The sequence below is a fragment of the Bradyrhizobium tropiciagri genome, from assembly GCF_018130545.1.
GTDB lineage: Bacteria > Pseudomonadota > Alphaproteobacteria > Rhizobiales > Xanthobacteraceae > Bradyrhizobium > Bradyrhizobium tropiciagri_A.
The window spans coordinates 224,931-242,182 of the sequence record NZ_JAFCKF010000004.1 but is presented as its reverse complement, the minus strand read 5'-3'; the positions used below and the strand labels follow the sequence as shown (position 1 = coordinate 242,182).

Here is a 17,252-nt window from a genome sequence, read left to right as displayed (position 1 = left end):
CCAGCGCCTGCCGTACGGCGGTGACGCAAAACAGGTCGGCGATTGTGTCCTGCTTCACGCGCCTGTCTTATCCAAGGTTGTAGTTTGGACGAGACACCCGCCCGAACCGAAAGGACCGCACCGTGACCCTCGTCTACGGATTCGTGAAGACCAAGATCACCTCCGAACCCAAAATGAAGGGATCCCACCACGGGCACGAGACGCAGTATCACCTGCACTGCAATCTCGATGTCGACGGCGGCCAATGGGATGTCGCGATCAATGTCGGCACCAACGACGCGGACGATCTGCTGAAATACAAGCTGGTGTTTGATTTCCGCCATCCGGTGATCCAGACGCTGGCGGCGGCAGACGCCGGCTCGCGCGAGCTGACCGGACAGAAGGCGCTGCCGGCGCTGGATTTCATGCGCAGCGACTTGCTCGCCAACACCGGCAAGTGGCGCGACAGCGACGTGATGGACAGCTCCGAGGATGTCGAGCCGGCGGCGTCACTGGCGCGGCTGTTGTCGCGCGCGCATCAGGAGGGTCGCGACGTCTACATCTTCGGCCGCTTCTACGAGCAGGGCGACGGCCTGCACGACGTCCATCTCAACCAGGGCTCGACCAAGGGCTTCATCCATCGCCCGGGCGATGATTCCAACGACCATAACGATATCTGGCAGGACGGCGCCGTGATGGTCGATCTCGGCGAGCCGGAATGGGCGGCGTATTTCGCCGCCTTCAATCAGCAGCTGGTGCCGACCGACGAGCTCGGCAATCCGCAACCCGGCGCCGCCACGATCAGCTGAGCAGCATACGAGCCGGGCGGCATGGCCGGCGCTGACGCCGGCCATCACGGCTATCTTGCCAGGCCGCGCAGCACGAGCTGGTTCATACGGCCAGCGAAAGCGGCGGGGTCGTCGGGCATCTCGCCGTCGAGGATCTGCGCCTGCTCGAACAGCAGCAGCGACAGATCCTTGGCTTGCGCGGTGTCGGTCGCGAGCGCCGCGACCAGCGGATGGCGCAGGTTGATCTCCAGCACCGGCTTGGTGATCTCGCCGCGATTCTGCTGGGCCAGCAGCCGCTCCAGCGCGCGGTCGCGCGCGTCGCCGCCGGCGACGAGGCACGATGCGCTCGCGGTCAGCCGCTGCGAGGCGCGGACATCGGAGACGCGCTCGCCGAGCGCATCCTTGATCACGGCGATCGTGGTCGCGGCATCGGCCTCGGGCTGGTCCTTTTTCTCATCCGCCTTGTCGTCGACGAGCGGGATCAGGCCGAAATCGATATCGCCCTGGCTCAGCGACTTCAGCGGCTTGCCGCCGAAATCGATTGGCGCCGAGGTCCAGAACGCATCGACCGGATCGGTCAGGAGCAGCACCTCGATGCCGCGGGCGCGGGCCGATTCCAGCTTCGGATTCGACTTCAGCCGCTCGACGCTGTCGCCGACCAGATAATAGATCTCGGTCTGGTTCGGCTTGAAGTCGTCGACAATCTGCTTCAGCGAGCGGTTCTCGCCCGACGTCGTGGTGAAGCGCGCCAGCGCCAGCAGCTTCTCGCGGCGCTCGAAATCCTCCCACAGGCCTTCCTTGATCACCGGGCCGAACGCGTCCCAGATCTTTGCAAAAGTCTCCGGCTCCTTCTCGCCGAGCGTCTCCAGCTCGCTCACGACGCGGCTGGTAACCGCTTTACGGATTTGCGCCAGCTGCGGATTGTTCTGCAGCATCTCGCGCGAGATGTTGAGCGGCAGGTCCTCGCTGTCGATCACGCCGCGGATGAAGCGCAAGTACGCGGGCAGCAGCTCGGCGTCGTCGGCGATGAAGACGCGGCGGACATAGAGCTTGACCTTGCCCTTGCGCTCGACCTGGAACAGGTCGAACGGCTTTTGCGACGGCGCGAACAGCAGCACGGCATAGGATTGCCGGCCCTCGGCGCGATAATGCAGCGTCATCGCCGGCTCGTCGAACGCGCCCGCGATCTGCTTGTAGGCCTGCGAATAGTCCTCCGGCGTCAGCTCGGATTTCGAGCGCTGCCACAGTGCGCTCGCCGAGTTGATCTGGCGCGGCTCGCCCTCCTCCGGCACCAGCAGGATCGGAAACTGGATGTTGTCGGAATATTCGCGGACGATGCGCTCGATCTCGTAAGTCTCGAGATATTTGGCGGCGTCCTTTTTCAGATGCAGCACGATCTCGGTGCCGCGCGCGACGCGGCTCGCGGCCTCCTCGCTCGCGCGGGCGATCTCGAAACCGCTGCCGCCTTCCGACGACCACACCCAGACTTCATCGCTGCCGGCGCGGCGGCTGGTGACGACGATCTTCTCGGCGACCATGAAGGCGGCATAGAAGCCGACGCCGAACTGGCCGATCAGGTTGGCGCCGTCCTTGGCTTCCGTCAGCTTCGACAGGAACGATTTGGTGCCGGAGCGGGCGATGGTGCCGAGATTGTCGATCAGCTCCGCCCGTTCCATGCCGATGCCGGTATCGACCACGGAGAGCGTGTTGGCTGCCTTGTTCGGCACGATCCTGATCTCCGGCGGCGTGCCGTCGGTGATCAGGCCGGGATTGGCGATCGCCTCGTAGCGCAGCTTGTCGCAGGCGTCCGACGCGTTCGAGATCAATTCGCGCAGGAAGATATCGGTCTCGGAATAGACCGAATGCACCATCAGGTGCAGCAATTCGGCAACCTCGGCCTGGAACGGCTGGGATTCGGCGGCAGCAGTGCTGGTCATGCGGAAACTCGGACAAACCTCAGGTGGCGGGAAAGCCCTGATATAGCGCGAACACGCCGGCTGGCAAGCCAAGCGCGGGGAACCGTCAGCCCGAGATGGCCGCAATATAGCGCTCGACCGAACGGTCGAACGCCGCCTTGGCGTCGGCGGCGATGTTCTTGCTCCACCAGGCGCCGTAGATCCGATCATACGCCAGCGGTTCGACCGCCCGCGCGATGCGGCGGACCGCCGATGCATTGAGCGGGATGTAGTTCGGATAGGAATACATGAAGCTGACCGAGCGCCGATCCATCGCGACCATCGCGATATCGCCGGTCAACAGCGCACCGCGCCCGTCGGCGCCCTTGCGCCAATGCAGCATGGTGGCGCCGGCGAAATGTCCGCCGCCGCGCAGCAGCAGGATGTCATCGGAGATGCGATGGCTGTCGCCCTGCCACGGCACGATCGACCGATAGGGCCGCGTCACCCATTGCGCGTCGTCGCCGTGCAGGTAGATAGGCGCGTTGTCGAACGCTGCGCTCCAGTCGGCGACCGCGCCATAATAATGCGGATGCGAGATCGCGATCGCCTTCAGCCCGCCGAGCGACCGGACATGCGCGATCGCCTCCGGCGTGGCGAGCGGCACGCAGTCCCACATCACACAGCCGCCGCGATCCGGCACCAGCAGCGCGCGCTGCCCGATCGCAAAAGACGGCTCGAGCGCCAGTCCAACGAGGCCCAGATCGTCGCGGCAGACCAGTTTGTGCCGCTGCGCGAGGTCCTCGCGCGTCAGCCAGGCCTGACCTTTCCAGTTCACATATTGCCGCTCGTCCTCGCAGATCGGGCAGGACGGCGGCGGCGCTGCGGTTTCAGGAAATTGCGCGCCGCATTGTTCGCAGGTCCAGAGGGGCATGGAGACCACATGCGTTGGGATGAAGCCGGTCCCCTGATCTACGTCAGCGGCGAGACGCGTTCAATGCTGCCGCCCCAGTTCCGTCTGCATCTCCGCCGGAGCAACGCCGAACTTCCGGCGGAACGCGCGGTGGAAATAGGACAAATCGTTGAAGCCGACCGTATAGGCGATGTCGCTGATCTTGCGGCCGGCACCCTGCCCGTGCAGCAGCAGCCGGCGCGCCAGCAGCAGGCGCTGCTCCAGGACGAATTCCGAGAACGTGGTGCCTTCGGATGCGAACAGCCGTTGGGCCTGCCGCGTGCTCAGCGCATTAGCCTGTGCGACGGCCTCGATCGTGAGCTTGCCATTGTCGAGGTTCTTCAGGACATCGGCTTTCATCAGATCGAGCCGCGCCTTCGCGATGCCATCCCGCGCCGCCAGCTCCTTCGTCTCGGCACTGCTGCCGAGCACGAGTCCGACCAGATCGGCGAGATGATGCGCCGCTGCCCGCTGGCCCGGCATGTCGAGGTCGCCGGCAAGTTCGGTACAGAGCGCGGAATAACGTTCGATCATCGCGCTCAGGGCCATATCGCGCCCGAGCGTTCGCGCCAGCTGCGTCTCCGCTGATGGCGCGACCTGGAGCAGGAGGCGCCGCGGAAACCGCGTCGTCGTAAAACTGCCGGACTGGGTGAGGTCGGCGGTGCCGACGATATTCATTTCGGTGAGGCACATCTGGCCGCGCCTGATCTCGATCGTCTTGCTGCCTTGTGTGACCTGCACCGTGCCGCGGGTCGCGAAGATCAGCACCAGATCGTCGCAGCCGTCGTCAAGCAGCGCGCGGGTCCGCGCAAAGCGGGCCGAGCCGCCGCGCGGCGTCGCGATCGCGACCGTGTGCAGCAGCGTGAATTCATTGTGGCAATCAATCCGGTTGTCGTCGGTCGGCCCGACATCGAGCCGGCAGAAGCCGCGGCAGATGCCCTCGCGCCAGGCCTCATAGGCCGGCCCCTTCGCCAGCCCGTGGTGGAAGATCGAGAACCGGTTGGGCACCTGTGTCTCGGACATGATCCGTGCTCCGAACGCCCGATCGATCAGAACGCTGACCCGATCGATCGTTTGCTGCCCGGCGTGCGCATGTCGTTCCTGTCCCTACGCTTGGCGCGACGGTCCACGACTCCGGCGGGGAGCCTGATACCACTCCGCCGATTGACGGTAAAGCTATTCACGAGATGCAACCCTATGATGCGAAGCGCGAAAGCCGGGAATAAAACGGCGCAGCAGTTTCGTGACGCCGCCCTGCCGTGGCTCGACGATGCCTATGCATTCGCCCAAATCCTGATGCGAACCGAGGCGGACGCCGAACAGGCCGTGCAGAACTGTTACCAGCGCGCGCTGCGCCAATTCGACGGCTTTCGCGGCACCGCCGTCCGGCCGTGGTTGCTCGCGATCCTCAAGACCGTCTGCCAGGAAAGACTTGGCGAAATGCTCGGCCGCCGGGGCGCGCCGACGCACGTTGCCGGCAATAAGGAAAATGGCACGCCAATGATCCGGCAACTGGTCGATGACCTGCCTGCGCCGCTCGGCGAAGTCATCGCACTGCGCGACGTGATCAACCTCTCCTACAAGGAGATCGCCGCGGTCACCGGCGTTCCCGTCACCACCGTGATGTCGCGCATCGCCGAGGCCCGCGGCCTGCTGCTTGCAGCATGGCGAGCAGCGAACAAGGCGCCGCCGCCCGCTGGCGGCGCGAGGCTGACGGTCCACCGCGCGAACGCCGTTTGAACCGCAGCCACGGCGCCCGTGCCGGGCGTACTATTGTGAACGGTTCGAGGTCCAACCCTTGTACTCGGCGATGTTGTCGCGGGTCACGAGTTTTGACGGCAACAGCTCGACGGTCGAAGCCGGCTTCTGACCGTTGAGCAGGCCGACGCCGATCTGTACCGCGCGGCGGGCCATGAAGAACGGATCCTGCGAGGACGAAGCCTGGATTTGCGGCGAGCCGGGATCCTTGAGCGCGGCCTCGATGTCGGGCGCGCCGTCGACCGCGGTGATGACGATGCCGCTGCGGTTCTGCTGGCGCGCGGCGAGGTCGGTGCCGATCGCCTGCGGATCGTTGATGGCGAAGATGGCGTCGATCTTGGCGAAGCGGGTCAGATAGCCCTGCGCCACGGTGAGGCCGCCTTCGCGCGAGCCCTTGCCGTCCTGGTCGCTGGACAGCACCTTGATGCCTGGGCTCTTGCCGAGCACGTTCTTGCAGCCGGTCACGCGGTCGATCACCGCGGAGACCTGCGGCCCATTCTCGATGATCACGTCGCCCTTGCCGCCGAGCTTATCGACGATGTACTGGCAGGAGATCTCGCCGGCCTGGACGTTGTTGGTGGTGACCGTGGCATCCGCGCCTTCGGCCGCGGTGTCGACCGCAACGACGATGATGCCGGCGGCCTGGGCTTTCTTGATCGCAGGCCCAACCGCCTTGGGATCGCCGGGGTTGAGCAGGATCAAATCGACGCCGGCGGCGATGAAATTGTCGATCTGGGTCACCTGCTTGCCGAGGTCGTACTCAAACCCGACCGTCGTGATCTTGACGTTGGGATTGGTTTTCTTCGCCTCGAACTCGGCCCCCTTCGACAACGCGACGAAGAACGGGTTGCCGAGCGAGCCCAGCGAGATGCCGATCGCCTTGAGCTCCTTGGCCGAGGACGGGGCGGCACTCAAGACAAGCGCTATGGCGGCGCCGGCAAGCGAGATCGACTTCAACATTGGCTTCCTCCCTGGTCTGCTTGAAGCTCCGCCACGTCGACCAGTGATCGCGACGAACTGACTTGTTTGGGCATGACCTCTTCGGAAAACCGCTTCACACTTTTCCGGATCATGCCCTAGGTGCGCGCCGAGCCCTGCAGCCGGTAGCGGTCGAGCGCCACCGCGCCGATGATCACGAGGCCCTTGATCACATACTGCCAGACGTCGGACACGCCGGTGAGGATCAACCCGTTCGACAGCACGGCGATGATCAGCGCGCCGACCAGCGTGCCCCAGATCGAGCCGATGCCGCCGACAAAGGAGGTGCCGCCGAGGATCACGGCAGTGATCGCATCGAGCTCGTAGGACTGGCCGAGCTGCAGGCCGTTGGCGGCGTAGAGCCGTGCCGCCTGCATGGCGCCGCCGAGACCGGCAAGCAGGCCCGACACGCCATAAACGAAGATCAGCACGGCCCAGACCTTGATGCCGGCGAGCCGCGCCGCGCTCTCATTGCCGCCGACCGCGTAGATGTGCACGCCAAGCACGGTGCGACGCAGCACCAGCCAGGAGACCAGGATCACGAGCAGCGCGATCACCCAGAGCCAGGGGATCGACAGCACGCCAGGAACAAGCGTCAGCGAACCATTGCCGATGAAGGCATAGGGAATCTCCGAATTGAACACCGTGGTGTCGGCACCCAGGAGGCGCGCCACGCCGCGCACCGCGGTGAGCGAGCCCAGCGTCACGATGAAGGGCGGCAGCCGCAGCAGTGCGATGAGGCCGCCATTGAGGATGCCGAAGATCGCGCCCGTGAGCACCGCGGCCGGCAGCCACAGCGCGCCGACATCGGGAAGCTTGGAGATGATCAGCCCGGCCATCGCCGAGGCCGCCAGGATAGAGCCGACCGACAGATCGATGCCGCCGGTGAGGATCACGAAGGTCATGCCCGCCGCCAGCACGGTGTTGACGGCAGCCTGCTGCACCACGATGCCGAGATTCTGCGCGGTGAAGAACCGGCCGTCCGACAGCAGATGAAAGCCGATGCACAGCAGCACCAGCACCGGCAGCATGCCGGCCGAACGGATCAGCAGCCGCGTGCGCTGACGCCTCGTCTCCTGCGCGGCAACGAGGCCGGGCGCCGCGGCGGCCTTCGCGGAAGCACCGTCATCAGGCATCGAGCTGCTCCATTCCGGTTGCGAGCGCCATGATCTGCTCCTGGTCGAGCGGCGTCGTCGCCGTCCGCTTGATCTCGCCGGCAAGCAGCCCGGCGCGCATCACGATGACGCGGTCGCAGATGCCGATGATCTCCGGCAAATCGGATGAGATCACCAGCACCGCTGTGCCCGACTTCGCAAGGTTGTCGATGATCGAATAGATCTCGGACTTGGCACCGACATCGACGCCGCGCGTCGGTTCATCGAGGATCAGGATCTTCGGCGTGGTCGCAAGCAGGCGCGACAACAACACCTTCTGCTGGTTGCCGCCGGAGAGGCCGCCTGCCGCAACGCGGATATCGGTGGCACGGATGGCCAACGCCGCGAATGCCTTGCTGGCGCGGTCGCGCGCCTTGTCGCGGTCGAGGATGCCGCCAAGCCTGGCATCGCGGCCCAGCACCGCGAGATTGATGTTGTCGAGGCAGGACATGTCGAGGAACAGACCGAGCGCCTTCCTGTCCTCGGTCAAATAGGCGATGCCCGCCTCCAGCGCCTCGCCGGGGTTGCGGATGTCGACCGTGCGTCCTTCGATCTCGACATGGCCGGCGATTTTTGCCGCGGCGCCGATGATCAGATGCGCAAGCTCGGTGCGGCCGGCGCCGACAAGCCCGGCGAGGCCGACGACCTCGCCGGCATGCACAGTGAGCGAGCCCCCCTTGACCCGCCGTCCGTCGGCGATGTTGACGGCCGCGAGCATGGGCGGGCCGTGCAGTGCTCGCGGATCATGCTCCTTCTTGTAGAAGGACGAGACGTCGCGTCCGACCATCAGGCGGACGATGGTGTCGGCGCGGATCTCCGGCTTGTCGAGCGAGCCGACCAGCGTGCCGTCACGGAGCACCGTGACCCGATCGCCGAGCGCATACACCTCGTCCATGCGATGTGAGATGTAGATGATGGCAAGTCCTTCGGCACGAAGCCGGCGGATCAGGCCGAACAACCGCTCGCTCTCGCCGGCCGACAGCGCGGTGGTCGGCTCGTCCATGATCAGGATCTTCGAGCGGGCGTGCAGCGCGCGGGCGATCTCGACGAGTTGGCGCTGGCCCATCGACAGACCGGCCACCAGCGTCGACGGCGCGAAATCCGCGCCGAGCCGTTCGAGGATCGGACCGATGGCGGCCTCCATCACCTCGCGCGCCAGCATTCCGAAGCGCGAGACCTCGCGGCCGAGATAGATGTTCTGCGCCACGCTGAGATTGGGCGCGAGCGACAGCTCCTGATAGATGATCGAGATGCCCGCCGCACGTCCGGCATGTGGGCCGTTGAAGCTGACGGGCTTGCCCCCGATGCGGATCTCGCCGCCCGGATCGGGCCGGTAGGCCCCCGACAGGATCTTCATCAGCGTCGATTTGCCGGCGCCGTTCTCTCCCATCAGCGCGTGGATTTCGCCGGGATAGACCGTGAGGTCGACGCCGCGCAGCGCCTTGATGCTAAAGAAAGACTTGGAGACCCGGCGCATCTCGAGGATCGGGTCGTTCATCCTGCCTCCCCACTGCATCGACGGCGTTGCGTCGCACCCGCAAGTTGTTTTCGGTTCCTCGCGCGCGTGGGCGCATTAAACAAAAGGCCGCTACGTAGGGCAATACCTTCCGATGATCACAAGACTGGAACCGGAGCGGCAAGGCAAAGCGAATTTTCACGATTGCGTCGCGGCCGAACGTTCGCCCATTCTGCTCGCCGGCGCGCAGCGCTCCTGATTGCGTCTGCGCCGGAGAAAGATTGTGGCATGAAGCTGTACTACGCGCCGGGCACGATATCGCTGATGCCCCATGTCGCCATGCTCGAGAGCGGTCTTCCCTTTGTCGGCGTCAGAGTCGATGAAGCAAGCAAGACGATGGCGGATGGCGGAGACTATCGAACCATAAACCCGCTGGGATACATACCGGCTTTGGTGCTCGATGATGGCAACGTCCTGCTCGAGGCAGCCGCGATCGTCCAGTACATCGCGGACCGCGACCCGACCGGAAGGCTCGCGCCATCGCACGGAACCCTCGAGCGGGCCAGGTTGCAGGCCTGGCTGAATTTCCTCTCCAGTGAGCTGCACAAGGGAGGTCTCGGCCCGTTGTTCTACACCGCGCTGGATGAGCGAGCGAGGGACGTTTTCCGCGAGCGACTGAGGGCGCGGTTCGCCTTTCTCGACCAACACCTCTCTAAGGGCTCCTATCTATTGGGCGAGAGCTACTCCATTGCCGACGTCGGTCTCTATGCGATGACAGGCTGGACGCCTCGCGTCGGCTTCGATATTGGCGCCTACCCGAACCTGGCCGCGCATTACGCCCGGATCGCCAATCGTGACGCCGTTCGTGAAGTACACCGGATCGAGGGACCTGTTCCGGCATGACCTCCAGACCATGAAATTCAAGGACGCGCTGACTTTGGTCAGCGCCGTGGCCGATACAGGCTGCGCCATTTCGGCAGCCGCTCTGCATAGGCTTGCGCAAGCGCGCGGTCGGGCTCGAACGTCTCGACGCGCGGCGGCGCGGTGCAGACGGCCTCGATCGCCTCGCCGCTGATGGCGAGGCGTCCGAGCCGCGCGGCGCCGAACGCAGCCCCGGTTTCGCCATCGGCAAAGCGATGCACCGGAATGTCGAGCACATTGGCGAGCACGGAAAGCCAGAACCGCGAGCGCGAGCCGCCGCCGATGGCATCGACCGCGTTGATCGCCACGCCGCTATCGGCAAGCACGTCGCGGCAATCCGCCAGCGCGAAGGCGACGCCTTCGAGCACCGCCTGCACGATCGCATCGCGATCGGTGCCGTGACTGATGCCGTCGAGCATGCCGCGCACATCGGGATCGTCATGCGGCGTGCGCTCGCCGGACAGATAAGGCAGGAAGTTGACCGGCGACGGCGCCGTCGGCTGCGCCCCGAGCGGCGCCAGCAATTCGGCCTCGGGCGTCCGCAGCAACCGCGCGATCCAGGCCAGGCACGACGCCGCCGAGAGGATTGCGCCGGCCTGGATCCACATCCCGGGAATGGCGTGACAGAAGGTGTGCACGGCGCGTTCAGGGTTGGTGGCGATCGTACCGGTCGGCGCCAGCAGCGCACCGGACGTTCCGAGCGAGACGAAGGCCGAGCCGTGACCGATCGCACCGATACCGATGGCGCCCGCCGGATTGTCGCCGGCGCCGCCGGCGATCATCGGCCGCTTGGTCATGCCCCAGCGCTGCGCGAGCTCGCCCAACAGCCGTGCCGACGGCGCGCAGCCCTCGACGAGACGCGGCATCTGGCGGCGCGACAGGCCGGTCGCCTCCAGCGCCGCATCGGACCAGCCCCGCCGCGCCGCATCGAGCCACAATGTTCCCGAAGCGTCCGAGATATCCTCGATCGCCTCGCCCGTCAGCACCAGTCGTAGATAGGCCTTCGGCAGCAGCACCAGCTTGGTCGCTGCGAAGATCTCCGGTTCGTGCCTGGCGACCCACAACAGCTTGGGCGCCGTGAAGCCCGGCATCGCCTTGTTGCCAGTGGTCGCCCGCAACGCCGGCCAACGCTGCTCCAGCTCAGCGCATTCCGCGGCCGAGCGTCCGTCGTTCCAGAGAATGCAGGACCGCAATGGCTTCCAATCGGCATCAAGCAACGTCGCGCCGTGCATCTGGCCCGACAGGCCGATGCCGACGACTTCAGCCAGTTCGGCCGGATGCTCCGCCTTCAGCGCGTCGAGCGTCGCGAACGCGGCGTCGACCCATTGCGCCGGGTCCTGCTCGCTATGGCCAGGATGCGGCGAGGCCACAGTCAGCGACAGGCTGCGGCTCGCCACCACCCGCTGCGCGGCGTCGACGAGCACGGTCTTGACCGCCGAGGTGCCGAGATCGATCCCGAGATACATGGCGCCTCGTGTCTATGCGATCACGGCTGGGCGAACGCCTGCTGCACCGACTTGGGATCGGTGATGCCGTTGGCGATCAGGAGTTCGAGCAGGACGCGCGCCTTCTGCGGATTGAGATCGAGCGAGACGGCAAAGCCGAGCTTGTCGTCCTCGACCTCGACATTGCGGTTGACATAGCCGGAGCCGACCCGGGTCGACCGCACCACGACGACGCCCTGCTTTGCCGCGGCCGCCAGCGCGTCGATCGCGCCCTTCGATGAGTTGCCGTCGCCGACGCCGGCCAGCACGATGCCCTTGGCGCCGCGCTTGACCGCGTCCTCGACCTCCGCGGCATCCATGTTGGCGTGCGAATAGATGATGTCGACCCGCGGCAGCGGCGGTGCGTCCGGCAGCTTCAGCTTGGCCCCCTTGGCTGGGGCCGCCGCCAGGAAGCGCAGCGATCCGGTGTCGACATAACCGACCGGCCCCGCATCGGGCGAGCGGAAAGTCTGGACGCTGGTGGTATTGGTCTTCTGCACCCAGCGCGCGCCATGGATGGTATCGTTGAGCACCACGAGCACGCCGCGACCGCGGGATTCCGGCGCCGAGGCGACCCGCATCGCGTCGTAAAGATTGGCCGGCCCATCGGCGCCGATCGCGGTCGACGGCCGCATCGAGCCGACCAGCACCACCGGCATGTCGGTGTCCAGCACGTTCTGCAGGAAGAACGCGGTCTCCTCCATCGTGTCGGTGCCATGGGTGATGACAATTCCGTCGACTTCCTTGTTGTCAATGGCGGCGCGGATGCGCTTGACGAGGTCGAACCAGACCTTGTCGTTCATGTCCTGCGAGCCGATCGAGGAAATCTGCTCGGCCGAGATCTGAGCGAGCTTGTCGATGCCGGGAATCGCCGCGATCAGGTTCGCCGCGCTGACCTTGCCTGAATCATAGGCATTGCCGGCGCGCGCGTTGGCCTGGCCCGCGATGGTGCCGCCGGTGCCGAGCACGAGCACCTTGGCCAGTGCGGTTCCGGAGGCCTGTTGTGCTGATACCGGTGAGGCCAGCCCGATCATCAGGGCGGCGGCGAGCCCGACGATCGTGCGTGTCGAATGGGTCGATCGAAGCGCGTGCAGCATCATTTCTTCCCCCAGTGACAAACCATCTACTCACAACTCGTGGTTTTGTCGCGCAAGAAATGGACAAACTTGCGGCGGAAACGCCGCCGGCAAGGTTTCGCGGCGATCTCGCCCGCGTCGTGTCATCCGGCCAGGGCCGCCTGGTTTTCCAGCGCGTGCCCGAAATCTTGACATCGCCGGGATGACATCGCACATTTTTCGAAGATTATTCGAATTTGGTGACGCCATGCATTTCGAGCTTCCCGACGATCTGCGCGTTCTGCAAGGCCGTCTGCGCGAGTTCGTGCGCAGCGAATTGCAGCCGCACGATGCCGCGATCGAGGCGACCGGCGTGGTGCCGGACAACGCGATAGCCGCGCTGCGCAGGATGGGATTGTTCGGCACCAACACGCCGAAGCAATTCGGCGGGCTCGGTCTGTCGATGCTCGGCAGCTGCATTGCGATCGAGGAGCTCGCGAAGGCGCACACCGCCTTCTACTATCTGAGCGGCGTCAACGTTCACATCGGTTCGAAGGCGATCGAGTTCTTCGCGCAGCCGGAGGTTCGCGACCGCTGGCTGCCCAAGCTCGCCAGCGGACGGGTGATCGGCGCCTTCGCGCTGACCGAGCCGAACGCCGGATCCGATGCCGCGCGGATCCAGACCCGGGCGCGGCGCGACGGCGATCATTACGTGCTCGACGGCCGCAAGACCTACATCACCAATGCGCCGGTCGCCGGCGTCTTCACGGTATTCGCCACGCTCGATCCGGCCCGGGGCGCGAAGGGCATTGCGGCCTTCGTCGTCGATGCGAAGACACCGGGCCTCGCCATCGGCCGCGTGGTCGAGATGGCCGCCGGGCGCGGCTCGGAGCATGCCGAAGTCATCTTCGAGGAGTGCCGCATTCCCTGCGAAAACCTGCTCGGCCAGGAGGGCGACGGATTCGCCATCGCGATGCGGTGCCTGGATGCCGGGCGCACGCATTGGGGCGCTTATTGCGTCGGTGCGGCGAGCCAGCTCCTGGACTACGCGCTCGACCATGTCTCCGAGCGCGAGACGTTCGGCCGCAAGCTGCGCGATCATCAAGGCATCGAGTGGCAGATCGCCGACATGGCAAGCGCGCTGCATGCCGCGCGCCTCGTTGCCTATGAGGCGGCGTGGCGTTACGACCAGGGCGACGCCGCCGCCCGCACCGCCGCGGCGGCGCTGTCCAAATATACCGGCGCCGATATGGTGCAGCGCGTCGCCGACATGACCATGCAGCTGTTCGGTGGTGCCGGTTATTCCAGGGACCTGCCGATTGAACGCATCTGGCGGGAAACACGCGTCGTCCGCATTCTGGACGGCACATCCGAGATCATGCGCCAGATCATCGCCCGCAACGCGTTCCGCAATCGGGAACGGCGGAACGCATCGATCCAGTGACAATCTTACGCTGTATGTCGCAGCAATAACGCTTGTGTTCCGATCCCGCTGCCTTACTGTTTTTGCGGGACGCGTGGAGACGAAAGTGGCTTCGGGGACGACGCTCAAGCTCAAGCAACAACGCAGCCGCGACCGGCGCGAGCAGATTCTCTCGGCGGCGACCAGGCTGTTCGGCCAGAGAGGTATCGACGGCACCTCGCTCACCGACATCGCTGCGACGGCCAAGGTGCCGCTCTCCAGCCTCTACGACTATTTCGAGGATAAGCGCGCGCTGGTGCTCGATGTGCCCGAGGGCAATTTCGAAGCGCTGTATCAGAAGACCGAACCGCTGCTGGTGAAGGGAGGCGATCCCGTCGAGCAGCTTCGCATCATCTTCCTGACCAACTTCCAATACATCAAGGACAACCCGAGCTGGGGCCGCGTGTTCTTCCTCGAGATCTGGCCGAGCGTGCTGGCGGCCGAGCCGCGGATCAAGAAAGCGGTCGACAAATACGCGCTGCGCTATGTGCAGCTGATCAGGCAGGCAAGCCGCGCCGGCATCTATCGCCGCAATCTCGATCCCTACACCGCGATGTCGCTGATGATGGGCGGGATGTGCCACCTCACCGCGGTCTGGCTGCTCTACGGCCGCAAATATGACCTGGTGAAGAAGGGCAGGACGCTGTTCACCACGCTGCATAACGGGTTCGTACAGCACTAGTCGCGAACGATTTGATCCAAATTCAGCGTTGTTTGCCCCGCGGTTGAGACGATCCTTTCCCAGAAACGGATACACAGCCGTCGAAATCCTGTTCTAGTATGACATCGCGGACACGTGGGCACTGGGGATGGGAGCGAACTGATGGACGTCAAGGCTGTTCTGCCGCCGCGTGGCCGCGACTACCGCCTCGATCTGCTGCGCGGCTTCGCCAACTGGGCGATCTATCTCGATCATATCCCCAACAACGCGGTGAACTGGATCACGCAGAAGAATTTCGGCTTCAGCGACGCCGCCGATCTGTTCGTCTTCATCTCTGGCTACACCGCGTCCTTTGTCTATGCGCGGATGATGCTCGAGCGCGGCACGGTGATCGGCACCACCCGCCTGATCAAGCGGGCCTGGCAGATCTATGTCGCGCACGTCCTGCTGTTCGTGATCTACATCGCCGAGATCGGCTATCTCGCGCAGCGCTATCACGACCCCAATCTGCAGAACGAGTTCAACGTCGCGGGCTTCATGCAGAACCCGGCGGAGACGCTCTATCAGGGCCTGATCCTGGCGTTCAAGCCGGTCAACATGGACGTGCTGCCGCTCTATATCGCGCTGATGCTGGTATATCCGCTGGTGCTGTGGGCGATGCTGCGGAAGCTCAATCTGACGCTGCTGGCCTCGTTCCTGCTCTATCTCGCCGCACGTCATTTCGGCTGGAATCTGCCGGCCTATCCATCCGGCACATGGTACTTCAACCCGTTCTGCTGGCAGTTCCTGTTCGTGTTCGGCGGCTGGTTCGCGCTCGGCGGCGCCAGCGAGTCGATCGATTTCATCCGCTCGCGCGCCTTCCTTTGGCTCGGTGGTGCCTATCTGCTGTTCGCAATGGTGATGACGCTGGCGGGCCGCTTCCCGGAGCTCGGTCAGGCGATGCCGCCCTGGCTCTATGACGCCTTCAATCCGAACGACAAGACCAACCTCGCGCCCTATCGCGTGCTGCACTTCATCGTGCTTGCCTTCTTCGTCACCCGTTTCCTGCCGCGCGAATGGGCGGGATACGAATGGCCGGTGTTCCAGCCGATCATCAAATGCGGGCAGCAGTCGCTCGAGGTGTTCTGCTCGGGCGTCTTCCTCGCCGTGGTCGCGCATGTGGTGCTGGTCGAGGTCTCCGGCAGCCTCTGGATGCAGATCGTGGTCAGCGTGGTCGGCATCGTGCTGATGACCGTGCTGGCCTATTACCGCTCCTGGTCGAAGAAGGTCGACAAGGCGCCGAAGCCGCCAGTGGCTACGACGGCGACGGCCGTCGCGAAGCCGGCGGAATAGCGCTTCGCAGGTGGCAGGCGCGACGGAGCCGGCCGCGCCTGAGAGCCGACGCGTTCGCTATTTCGCGAGCGGCTTGCCGGCCGTCTCCGGCGCCAGGGCGATCAACGGCAGGCCGATCACATAAATCAGCGACAGCATCGAGATCGCCAGCGGAAAGCTCCCGGTGCGGGCGGCGAGCGCGCCGATCAGCGACGGGCCGGCTGCGCCGAGCACGCGGCCCATGCTGAAGGCAAAGCCGGAACCCGAACCGCGCAGTGCGGACGGAAACATCTCCGGCAGCCAGATCGTGAACAGGCCGAACACGCCATTGGTGAAGAAGCCGAGCACCGGCAGCAGCACCATGAACAGCGTCAGGCTATCGAGCCATTCGATCGCGACCTCATAGCAGACCACGACGGAGATCAACCCGCCGATGAAGAACAGCACCGCGGTGCGGCGCCGGCTGCCGAGCCAGCCGGTGAGCCATGGTACAAGGAGGCAGCCGATCAAAGTGCCGACATTGGTGATCAAGCCAGCCACTGCGCCCATCTCCTGCGCATGCGCCGGCGTCGCGCCGGCTGCGACCAGCTTGGTCGCAATCACGGTGGGCGCCCAGAAGTTCGACGACCACAGGCCGAAGATGATGCAGGCCATCATCAGGGCGGCGGCCCAGGTGGTGCGCGCCTGATCGCCAGCAAACAATGCCGAGACCCGAGGCTGCTCGCGCGACGCGCTGTGTTCCGGCTCGGGAATGTTGCTGCGCAGATACGCAATCAGCAGCGCCGGCAGGATGCCGAGCAGGAACATGCCGCGCCAGCCGAGCGTGCTGCCGATCGCGAGCGTCACGGCGGCGGCGAGGAACAGCCCGGTCGGCGTCGCCGTGTGTAGCCATCCGGCGAGCCGCACCCGTGTGTTCTCGGGCACGGATTCCTGCAGCAGCGGCGTGCCCGCGGCCCATTCGCCGCCGATGCCGAAGCCGGCAACAAAGCGAAACAAGGCAAACATCACGATCCCGGTTGCAAGCCCGCACAAGGCCGTGAACAGCGAGTAGACCAGCACCGTCCAGCACATGATCCTGACCCGCCCGTAACGGTCGGCGGCCCAGCCCCAGACCATCGAGCAGGCCCAGCCCAGCATGAAGATCGAGAACAACAACCCGCCATAGATGCCGATATTGGCCTTGCTCGGCTCGATGCCGCTGGCCGGCAGCAGCTCGCTCAACGCACTGACCAGGATGTAGGCGTACATCGAGGAATCGAAGCCATCGAGCATCCATCCGAACCAGGTCGCCCAGAACACTTTTCGCGGCGACACCGCGCCAGGCGCCGCGACCGACGGCGCTACGGCATCAACGATGCTCTCAGTCATGTTTCCTCGCACGTTTCTTTTGTGCGGCGG

At 65.1% G+C, this 17,252-nt stretch carries 15 protein-coding genes; 6 read left to right on the top strand and 9 right to left on the bottom strand.

The genetic code is table 11. The features are described 5' to 3' along the window. The first annotated feature begins 122 nt into the window (after positions 1–122). Positions 123–788 carry a DUF2278 family protein gene (locus tag JQ616_RS18775; RefSeq protein ID WP_212016765.1) on the top strand — a complete coding sequence of 222 codons (666 nt, stop codon included), beginning with the start codon at positions 123–125 and terminating at the stop codon, positions 786–788. 50 nt (positions 789–838) lie between these two features. On the opposite strand, the gene htpG is transcribed toward JQ616_RS18775, so the two are convergent. From htpG to JQ616_RS18760, 3 genes are all read right to left on the bottom strand, one after another. Beyond that, positions 839–2,704, bottom strand: a complete 1,866-nt coding sequence (htpG, locus tag JQ616_RS18770) for a molecular chaperone HtpG (protein WP_212016763.1) — start codon at positions 2,702–2,704, stop codon at positions 839–841. Positions 2,705–2,789: 85 nt separating this feature from the next. After that, positions 2,790–3,596: an MBL fold metallo-hydrolase gene (locus JQ616_RS18765; protein WP_212016761.1), complete on the bottom strand. Its 807-nt coding sequence runs from the start codon at positions 3,594–3,596 to the stop codon at positions 2,790–2,792. Between the two features lie 60 nt (positions 3,597–3,656). After that, positions 3,657–4,637 carry an AraC family transcriptional regulator gene (locus JQ616_RS18760; protein WP_249136985.1) on the bottom strand — a complete coding sequence of 327 codons (981 nt, stop codon included), beginning with the start codon at positions 4,635–4,637 and terminating at the stop codon, positions 3,657–3,659. Between the two features lie 174 nt (positions 4,638–4,811). Between JQ616_RS18760 and JQ616_RS18755 the strand changes: the two genes are divergently transcribed. Further along, on the top strand, positions 4,812–5,354 hold the full coding sequence (locus JQ616_RS18755) for a sigma factor-like helix-turn-helix DNA-binding protein (RefSeq protein ID WP_212016759.1): 543 nt from the start codon (positions 4,812–4,814) through the stop codon (positions 5,352–5,354). A 30-nt stretch (positions 5,355–5,384) separates the two neighbouring features. On the opposite strand, the gene JQ616_RS18750 is transcribed toward JQ616_RS18755, so the two are convergent. The 3 genes from JQ616_RS18750 to JQ616_RS18740 form a co-directional block, all read right to left on the bottom strand. After that, positions 5,385–6,332 (bottom strand): ABC transporter substrate-binding protein, encoded by a 948-nt coding sequence (locus tag JQ616_RS18750; RefSeq protein WP_212016757.1) that lies wholly within the window; start codon positions 6,330–6,332, stop codon positions 5,385–5,387. A gap of 116 nt (positions 6,333–6,448) precedes the next feature. Further along, positions 6,449–7,486, bottom strand: coding sequence for an ABC transporter permease subunit (locus JQ616_RS18745; RefSeq protein WP_212016755.1), 1,038 nt, complete (start codon positions 7,484–7,486; stop codon positions 6,449–6,451). Beyond that, a complete protein-coding gene (locus JQ616_RS18740; RefSeq protein ID WP_212016753.1) occupies positions 7,479–9,002 on the bottom strand; it encodes a sugar ABC transporter ATP-binding protein in 1,524 nt (507 codons plus the stop codon). The genes JQ616_RS18745 and JQ616_RS18740 overlap by 8 nt, the downstream gene beginning before the upstream one ends. Before the next feature lie 246 nt (positions 9,003–9,248). Here JQ616_RS18740 and JQ616_RS18735 point away from each other — a divergent pair, with 246 nt between their 5' ends. Next, entirely contained in the window at positions 9,249–9,863 is a 615-nt protein-coding gene (locus tag JQ616_RS18735) for a glutathione binding-like protein (protein ID WP_212016751.1), read from the top strand. Positions 9,864–9,901: 38 nt separating this feature from the next. On the opposite strand, the gene xylB is transcribed toward JQ616_RS18735, so the two are convergent. Together xylB and JQ616_RS18725 are read right to left on the bottom strand one after the other, a co-directional pair. Continuing rightward, positions 9,902–11,347, bottom strand: a complete 1,446-nt coding sequence (gene xylB, locus JQ616_RS18730) for a xylulokinase (protein ID WP_212016749.1) — start codon at positions 11,345–11,347, stop codon at positions 9,902–9,904. 20 nt (positions 11,348–11,367) lie between these two features. Then, complete coding sequence (locus JQ616_RS18725) at positions 11,368–12,465, bottom strand: asparaginase (protein WP_249136982.1); 1,098 nt, start codon at positions 12,463–12,465, stop codon at positions 11,368–11,370. A gap of 178 nt (positions 12,466–12,643) precedes the next feature. Here JQ616_RS18725 and JQ616_RS18720 point away from each other — a divergent pair, with 178 nt between their 5' ends. The 3 genes from JQ616_RS18720 to JQ616_RS18710 all read left to right on the top strand — a co-directional run bounded on the left by JQ616_RS18720 (position 12,644) and on the right by JQ616_RS18710 (position 15,875). Continuing rightward, a complete protein-coding gene (locus tag JQ616_RS18720) occupies positions 12,644–13,864 on the top strand; it encodes an acyl-CoA dehydrogenase family protein (RefSeq protein WP_249136981.1) in 1,221 nt (406 codons plus the stop codon). 85 nt (positions 13,865–13,949) lie between these two features. Beyond that, positions 13,950–14,564 carry a TetR/AcrR family transcriptional regulator gene (locus JQ616_RS18715; protein ID WP_212016747.1) on the top strand — a complete coding sequence of 205 codons (615 nt, stop codon included), beginning with the start codon at positions 13,950–13,952 and terminating at the stop codon, positions 14,562–14,564. Positions 14,565–14,705: 141 nt separating this feature from the next. Continuing rightward, positions 14,706–15,875: an OpgC domain-containing protein gene (locus JQ616_RS18710; RefSeq protein ID WP_212016745.1), complete on the top strand. Its 1,170-nt coding sequence runs from the start codon at positions 14,706–14,708 to the stop codon at positions 15,873–15,875. Between the two features lie 57 nt (positions 15,876–15,932). On the opposite strand, the gene JQ616_RS18705 is transcribed toward JQ616_RS18710, so the two are convergent. Beyond that, positions 15,933–17,222, bottom strand: coding sequence for an MFS transporter (locus JQ616_RS18705; protein WP_212016743.1), 1,290 nt, complete (start codon positions 17,220–17,222; stop codon positions 15,933–15,935). Positions 17,223–17,252: the final 30 nt, after the last annotated feature.

Bases quoted from the DNA above. Each gene is read 5' to 3' on its own strand.
- JQ616_RS18735 (WP_212016751.1), top strand. From the start codon at position 9,249: ATGAAGCTGTACTACGCGCCGGGCACGATATCGCTGATGCCCCATGTC.
- JQ616_RS18705 (WP_212016743.1), bottom strand. From the start codon at position 17,222: ATGACTGAGAGCATCGTTGATGCCGTAGCGCCGTCGGTCGCGGCGCCT.
- htpG (WP_212016763.1), bottom strand. From the start codon at position 2,704: ATGACCAGCACTGCTGCCGCCGAATCCCAGCCGTTCCAGGCCGAGGTT.
- JQ616_RS18740 (WP_212016753.1), bottom strand. From the start codon at position 9,002: ATGAACGACCCGATCCTCGAGATGCGCCGGGTCTCCAAGTCTTTCTTT.
- JQ616_RS18755 (WP_212016759.1), top strand. From the start codon at position 4,812: ATGATGCGAAGCGCGAAAGCCGGGAATAAAACGGCGCAGCAGTTTCGT.
- JQ616_RS18750 (WP_212016757.1), bottom strand. From the start codon at position 6,332: ATGTTGAAGTCGATCTCGCTTGCCGGCGCCGCCATAGCGCTTGTCTTG.
- JQ616_RS18760 (WP_249136985.1), bottom strand. From the start codon at position 4,637: ATGTCCGAGACACAGGTGCCCAACCGGTTCTCGATCTTCCACCACGGG.
- JQ616_RS18710 (WP_212016745.1), top strand. From the start codon at position 14,706: ATGGACGTCAAGGCTGTTCTGCCGCCGCGTGGCCGCGACTACCGCCTC.
- JQ616_RS18765 (WP_212016761.1), bottom strand. From the start codon at position 3,596: ATGCCCCTCTGGACCTGCGAACAATGCGGCGCGCAATTTCCTGAAACC.
- JQ616_RS18725 (WP_249136982.1), bottom strand. From the start codon at position 12,465: ATGATGCTGCACGCGCTTCGATCGACCCATTCGACACGCACGATCGTC.
- JQ616_RS18745 (WP_212016755.1), bottom strand. From the start codon at position 7,486: ATGCCTGATGACGGTGCTTCCGCGAAGGCCGCCGCGGCGCCCGGCCTC.
- JQ616_RS18720 (WP_249136981.1), top strand. From the start codon at position 12,644: ATGACATCGCACATTTTTCGAAGATTATTCGAATTTGGTGACGCCATG.
- xylB (WP_212016749.1), bottom strand. From the start codon at position 11,347: ATGTATCTCGGGATCGATCTCGGCACCTCGGCGGTCAAGACCGTGCTC.